Genomic DNA, 6,573 nt, shown 5'->3' with positions numbered 1-6,573 from the left:
TGGCTGACGTAGTAGTCTTTCCAGAGCCTGCCCGAGGCGGCGTGCCGGGGCCGCCCCGCACGGCGGGGGCCCCCCCGGGGGGGGGCCCCGCGCTCGCGGGGGGCGCTCAGCTGGTAGTGGTCACGTCGTCGAGGTTCTCGCCGTACTCGGTGGCGCACTGCTGGGCGGCGGCCTGGTCCTGGCCGGCGCGCGAGACGCAGTCCAGGAAGTCCTGGCCGCCGTTGTTCGCCAGGAAGTTGCCCAGGGCGATGGTGAAGGCCAGGAAGATCGCGCTGGCGACGACCGCGATGACGCTGGTGACGACACCGGCGATGGCGACCCCGCGGTTGGTGGCCAGGCCCCGCTTGGCGCGGCGCATCCCCACGACGCCGAGGATCAGCCCGATGATCCCCGGGACGATGCCGATCCCGAGCAGCCAGCACAGCAGCAGGCCGATGATGCCGAGGATCAGCGAGGCGAGACCGGCGCCGTTGCGCGGGGAGGCGCCGTAGGGCTGGTCGTAGCCGCCCTGCGGGGCGCCGTACCCGGGCTGCTGCCCGTAGCCCGGCGGCGGTCCGTACTGGTCGTTGCCCGGTGTGGACGACATGGCCTCGCTCCCGTTCGGTGTGCAGGTCGTGCGTGGTCCGCGATCGTCTCAAGCTCCGGCGGGGTCGGCACCCGCAGCGCCCGGGTGCCGACCGGAAGTGATCAGGCCGTGATGCGGCGGTGCACCAGCGGCACCGCGGCGGGCGCGGCCGCACCGACGGCGATGCCCGGCTCGAGCGCCTGCAGCGCCCACGCGAAGCGCTCGGGGGTGTCGGTGTGCAGGGTGGCGATGCGCTGCCCGGCGCGCACGGCCTCGCCGCGCACGGCGTGCAGCTCCACCCCGGCGCCGGCCTGCACGGCCTCCTCGCGGCGGGCGCGGCCGGCGCCCAGGCGCCAGGCGGCCACGCCCACGGCCATGGCGTCGACCTCGGTGAGGTACCCGTCGGCGGTGGCCAGCACGTCGTGGGTGTGCGCGGCCACCGGCAGGGCCGCGTCGGGGTCGCCGCCCTGCGCGGCGACCATGCGGCGCCAGGCGTCCATGGCCCGGCCGTCGGCCAGGGCGTCGGCGGGGTCCACCGCGTCCAGGCCCACGGCGGCGAGCATCTCGCGCGCCAGCACCAGGGTGACCTCCACCAGGTCCGCGGGCCCGCCGCCGGCGAGGACCTCCACGGACTCGCGCACCTCCAGCGCGTTGCCGGCGGTGCGGCCCAGCGGGGTGGACATGTCGGTGACCAGCGCGGTGGTGCGCACCCCGGCGTCGGTGCCCAGCGCCACCATCGCCTCGGCCAGCTCCACCGACTGCGCCAGCTCCTTCATGAACGCCCCGGAACCGGTCTTGACGTCCAGGACGAGCGCGCTGGTGCCCTCGGCGATCTTCTTGCTCATGATGGAGCTGGCGATCAGCGGGATCGCCTCGACGGTACCGGTGACGTCGCGCAGCGCGTAGAGCTTCTTGTCGGCCGGGGCGAGGTCGCCGGTGGCGGCGCAGATCACGGCGCCGACGTCGACGAGCTGCTCGCGGATCTGCGGCAGGGTCAGCGAGGCGCGCCAGCCGGGGATGGACTCCAGCTTGTCCAGCGTGCCGCCGGTGTGGCCCAGGCCCCGCCCGGACAGCTGCGGCACGGCCGCCCCGCACGCGGCGACGAGCGGGGCCAGCGGCAGCGTGACCTTGTCGCCGACGCCGCCGGTGGAGTGCTTGTCGACGCTGGGCCGGGGCAGGTCGGTGAAGTCCAGCCGGGAGCCGGAGGCGATCATCGCGGCGGTCCAGCGGGCGACCTCCGCGCGGGACATGCCGTTGAGGAACACCGCCATCGCCAGGGCGGACATCTGCTCCTCGGCGACCTCCCCGCGCGTGTAGGCGTCGATCACCCAGTCGATCTGCTCGTCCGAGAGGCGGCCGCCGTCGCGCTTGGTGCGGATGACGTCGACGGCGGCGAACTGCTGGGTCACGGGCGGTCCTCTCGGGGGGCCTGGCGGGCGGGGTCGACGAGGTCGTGGGGGCCGAAGGCGTCGGGCAGCACCTCGGTCATGGGCAGCACCCCGCGCGGGGTGTCCACGAGCAGCGACGGGCCGCCGAACTCGAACAGCAGCTGCCGGCAGCGCCCGCACGGCATGAGCACGTTGCCCACGGCGTCGACGCAGGCGAACGCGACCAGGCGCCCGCCGCCGCTCATGCGCAGCTGCCCGACGAGGGTGCACTCCGCGCACAGCGTCACGCCGTAGGAGGCGTTCTCGATGTTCGCCCCCGAAACCACGCGGCCGTCGTCGACGAGGGCGGCCGCGCCCACGGGGAAGCGCGAGTACGGCGAGTACGAGTGCGCCAGCGCCTCGCGGGCGGCGCCGCGCAGGGCGTCGAAGTCGATCTCGGGCACGGGGGTCCTCTCCTGGGTCACGCCGGGTACGGCTCCCCGCTCGCCGCCGGGGCGCGCACGCGCCCGACGAAGCCGGCGACGGCGAACAGCGTCGCCAGGTACGGCAGCGCCGACAGGAAGCTGGCGGGCACCAGCGAGCCGTAGGGCAGCACGCCGACGAGGGTCTGCAGGGCGGCGAAGAAGCCGAACAGCAGCGAGGCCGCCACGGCGCCCTTCGGGGTCCAGCGCCCGAAGATCACCGCGGCCAGGGCGATGAAGCCCTTGCCGGCGGACATGTTCTCGGTGAAGGGGCCGATGGTGCCCACCGACAGGAACGCCCCGCCCAGGCCGGCGATCGCGCCGGCGACGACGACGTTGACGTAGCGGATGCGCAGCACCGGCACGCCCAGGGTGGCGGCGGCCTTGGGGTGCTCGCCCACCGCGCGGGTGCGCAGGCCCCAGCGGGTGCGGAACAGCACCACCTGCAGCGCCACGATGAGCGCGTACATCAGGTACACGACGACGTTCGCCTCGAACAGCAGCGGCCCGAGGACGGGGATGTCGGAGAGCACCGGGACCGGCAGCGGCTGCAGCACGCCGGGGGCGTTGTAGCGCTCGGTGTCGGACTGCATGAGCGCCTTGTAGGCCCAGCCGGTGAAGCCCAGGGCGGCGGCGTTGAGCACCACGCCGAGGATGACCTGGTTGACGCGGTAGCGGATCGCGAAGACCGCCAGCAGCCAGCCCACGAGCGCGCCGGACAGGACCCCGCCGACGACGCCGGCGCCGAGGCTGCCGGCCATCGAGCCGACGAGCGCGGCGGTGAACGCGCCGGTGAGGAGCTGGCCCTCGATGGCGACGTTGACCACGCCGCTGCGCTCGCCGAGCACGCCGGCCAGCGCGCCCAGGACCAGCGGGGTGGCCAGGAACAGCGTCTGGCGCAGCAGGGCCACCACGTCGATGGTGGCGCTCTCCCCGCCGCTCATCGCCCAGCACAGGAACGAGACCACGAAGCAGGCCACCGCCACGCCCACGAGCAGCGGGCCGCGGCGGGCGCGGAAGCCCCTCGCGAGCTGGTACAGGCCCAGCAGCACCACCACGGCGCCGAGCACGACGGCCGTCACCGTGCCCGGCAGGGTCAGGTCGGGCAGCCGCACGGGGGTGCCGCCGCCGAAGGCGAAGGTGGCGTCGCCGGTGCCCGAGCCCAGGCCCCAGCCCAGGACGGTCACCGCGCCCACGAGGACGAGGACCGCGCCGCCGACGACCCGCTGGCGCAGGCCCACGGGCTGCTCGACGACCTCGCGGACGACGACGGCCTCCGGACGCGCCTGCTGCTGAGCGCTCACCTGCTCCACCCCCCGGCCAGCTCGCCGCCCACGCCGCCGCCGCCGGCGCGCAGCCGGAAGACGGCCCGCACCAGGGCGGGCGCGGCGATGAACAGCACGATGAGGGCCTGCAGGACCCCCACGAGGTCCACCGGCACGCCGGTGGCCGACTGCATCTGCACCCCGCCGGCGCGCAGGCCGCCGAACAGCAGCCCGGCCGCGACGACGCCGTAGGGGTTGTTGCGGCCCAGCAGGGCCACGGTGATCGCGTCGAAGCCGATGCTGCCGGCGACGCTGCCGGTGACGCTGCCGCTGACGCCGAGGACCTGCGAGGCGCCGGCCAGGCCGGCCAGGCCGCCCGAGAGGGCCATGGCGGTGACCTGCAGCCGGCCCACCGACATGCCGGCGGTGCGGGCGGCGTCGGCGTTGGCGCCCACGGCGCGCAGCCGGAAGCCCAGGCGCGAGCGGCTGAAGAGCCAGTGCACGGCCACCGCCGCCAGCACCGCCAGCAGCAGGCCGGCGTGCACGCGCAGCGGGCTGCCCAGCAGCAGCGGCAGGCGGGCGGTGCCGGCGACCTGCTCGGAGATCGCCTGCCCGTACGGCGGGCGCTGGAAGCCGCGGGTGCTCAGCAGGAAGTTCAGCAGGTTCAGCGCGACGTAGTTCAGCATGATCGAGGTGATGACCTCGTGGGCGCCGGTGCGGGCCTTGAGCCAGCCGATGAGCCCGCCCCACAGCACCCCGCCCAGCAGGCCGCCGGCGAGGGCGACGAGCAGGTGCAGCACGACCGGCAGGTCCCAGGCGAAGCCGATCCAGGCGGCGAAGACCGCCCCGAGGATCACCTGGCCCTGGCCGCCGATGTTGAACAGGCCCACCCGGAACGCCAGCGCGACCGCCAGGCCGCCCAGGACCAGCGGCGTGGCGTTGACCAGGGTCTCGGAGATCGGCCCCAGCGCGCCCTTGCCGGACAGGTCCGGGCTGTAGACCGCGCCCTCCAGCAGCGCCAGGTAGGCGTCGCGCACGGCGTACCAGGCGTTGGAGAACGTGTCCCACGGGTAGGTGAAGAAGTAGCCCGCCGCGGCGCGCGTGCGCGCGTCGCCGACGGCGATGAGGACCGCCCCGACGAGCACGGCGCCCACCACGGCGAAGACGGTGACGAGCAGGTTGCCGCGCCGGGCGGGCCGGCGGGGCGCGGAGCCCGCCGGTCCCGCGGGCGGGACGCCCTTCGTCGGTGCCTCGGTGCTCACGCGGTTCCCTCCTGCGGCTGCGCGCCGGCCATGAGCAGGCCCAGGTGCTCGGGGTCGGCGTCGGGGCCGACCTCCCCGGCGACGCGGCCGCGGTACATGACGACGATGCGGTCCGCCAGGGCGCGCACCTCGTCCAGTTCGGTGGAGACGAGTAGGACGGCGGCACCGCGGTCGCGCTCGGCGACGATCCGCTGGTGCACGAACTCCTGGCTGCCGACGTCGACGCCGCGGGTGGGCTGGGCGACCACCAGCAGCTTCAGGGGGCGGGACATCTCCCGGGCCAGCACGACCTTCTGCTGGTTGCCCCCGGACAGGGTGGACACGGCCGCCTGCGGGCTGCCGGCGCGGATGTCGAACTCGGCCACCCGCTCGGCCGCGTTGCGCGCCACGGCGGCGCGGTCCACGGCCGCGCCGGCGGAGTAGGCGGGGGTGTCCACCAGGTCCAGCACGAGGTTCTCGGCGATGCTGAAGGAGCCGACCAGGCCGTCGTGCAGGCGGTCCTCGGGCACGTAGCCCACGCCGCGCTGCAGGACCTGCTTCACGCTCAGGCCGGTGACGTCCTCGCCGGCCACGCGCACGCTGCCGGCGTCGACGCGCTGCAGGCCCACGACGCTGCGGGTCAGCTCGCTCTGCCCGTTGCCGTCGACGCCGGCGATCGCCAGCACCTCGCCGGCGCGCACGGAGAGGCTGACGTCGTCGAGCAGGACGGCGCCGGCGGGGTCGGTGACCCGCACGCCGGCCAGCTCCAGCACGGGCTCTCCCGGGGCGGCCGGGGCCTTGTCCACGACCAGGCGCACGTCGCGCCCGACCATGAGGGCGGCCAGCTCCTCCTGGGAGGCGGTGGGCTCGGCGGTGCCCACCACGCGGCCGCGGCGGATGACGGTGATGCGGTCGGCGACCGCCCGCACCTCGCGCAGCTTGTGGGTGATGAAGACGATGGAGGTGCCGGCGTCGGCGAGCTCGCGCATGACGCGCATGAGGTCGTCGGTCTCGGCGGGGGTGAGCACCGCGGTGGGCTCGTCCAGGACGAGCACCTCCGCCTCGCGCAGCAGCGCCTTGAGGATCTCCACGCGCTGCTGCACGCCGACGGCGAGGTCGGCCACCAGCGCGTCCGGCGGCACGGCCAGGCCGAAGCGCTCGGAGGTCTCCACGACCCGCGCCCGCGCGCGGCGGCGGTCCAGCAGGCCCCCGCCGCGGGTGACCTCCGCGCCCAGGACGATGTTCTCGGTGGCGGTGAAGTCCGGCACCAGCATGAAGTGCTGGTGGACCATGCCGATGCCGGCGGCCATCGCGTCGCCCGGGGAGGAGAACGCCACGGGCTCCCCGTCGACGAGGATCTGCCCCTCGTCGGGCGTGTAGAGCCCGTAGAGCACGTTCATCAGCGTGCTCTTGCCCGCGCCGTTCTCGCCCAGCAGGGCGTGGATCTCCCCGGGCCGGACGGTCAGGTCGATCCCGTCGTTGGCGGTGAAGGAGCCGAAGCGCTTGGTGATGCCCCGGAGTTCCAGCTCCACGTGCGCCTCGTTCCCCTCGTGGCCCGCCTCGTGCGTGCGGTTCGCGTCGTGCGTGCGGTCGGTGTGGTGCGTGTCGTGCGGGTGGCGGGTGCGGCGCGCGCGGCGCGCCCCGCGGCGGGCG

General features: G+C 75.1%; 6 protein-coding genes. All 6 read right to left on the bottom strand.

Features of this window, described 5'->3' with window-relative positions:
• Window positions 1-106: 106 nt before the first annotated feature.
• Window positions 107-586 (bottom strand): DUF4190 domain-containing protein, encoded by a 480-nt coding sequence (locus ACRYR7_RS23480; RefSeq protein ID WP_432574637.1) that lies wholly within the window; start codon window positions 584-586, stop codon window positions 107-109.
• Window positions 587-687: 101 nt separating this feature from the next.
• Window positions 688-1,974: a thymidine phosphorylase gene (locus ACRYR7_RS23475; protein ID WP_432574636.1), complete on the bottom strand. Its 1,287-nt coding sequence runs from the start codon at window positions 1,972-1,974 to the stop codon at window positions 688-690.
• Entirely contained in the window at window positions 1,971-2,417 is a 447-nt protein-coding gene (locus tag ACRYR7_RS23470) for a cytidine deaminase (protein WP_432574635.1), read from the bottom strand. The genes ACRYR7_RS23475 and ACRYR7_RS23470 overlap by 4 nt, the downstream gene beginning before the upstream one ends.
• Window positions 2,414-3,718, bottom strand: a complete 1,305-nt coding sequence (locus tag ACRYR7_RS23465; protein WP_432574633.1) for an ABC transporter permease — start codon at window positions 3,716-3,718, stop codon at window positions 2,414-2,416. The genes ACRYR7_RS23470 and ACRYR7_RS23465 overlap by 4 nt, the downstream gene beginning before the upstream one ends.
• Window positions 3,715-4,941 carry an ABC transporter permease gene (locus ACRYR7_RS23460; RefSeq protein ID WP_432574631.1) on the bottom strand — a complete coding sequence of 409 codons (1,227 nt, stop codon included), beginning with the start codon at window positions 4,939-4,941 and terminating at the stop codon, window positions 3,715-3,717. The genes ACRYR7_RS23465 and ACRYR7_RS23460 overlap by 4 nt, the downstream gene beginning before the upstream one ends.
• A complete protein-coding gene (locus tag ACRYR7_RS23455; protein WP_432574638.1) occupies window positions 4,938-6,452 on the bottom strand; it encodes an ABC transporter ATP-binding protein in 1,515 nt (504 codons plus the stop codon). The genes ACRYR7_RS23460 and ACRYR7_RS23455 overlap by 4 nt, the downstream gene beginning before the upstream one ends.
• Window positions 6,453-6,573 lie beyond the last annotated feature (121 nt).

The sequence above is a fragment of the Kineococcus gurbantunggutensis genome (assembly GCF_050871925.1).
GTDB lineage: Bacteria > Actinomycetota > Actinomycetes > Actinomycetales > Kineococcaceae > Kineococcus.
This window is presented reverse-complemented; position numbering and strand designations above follow the sequence as displayed.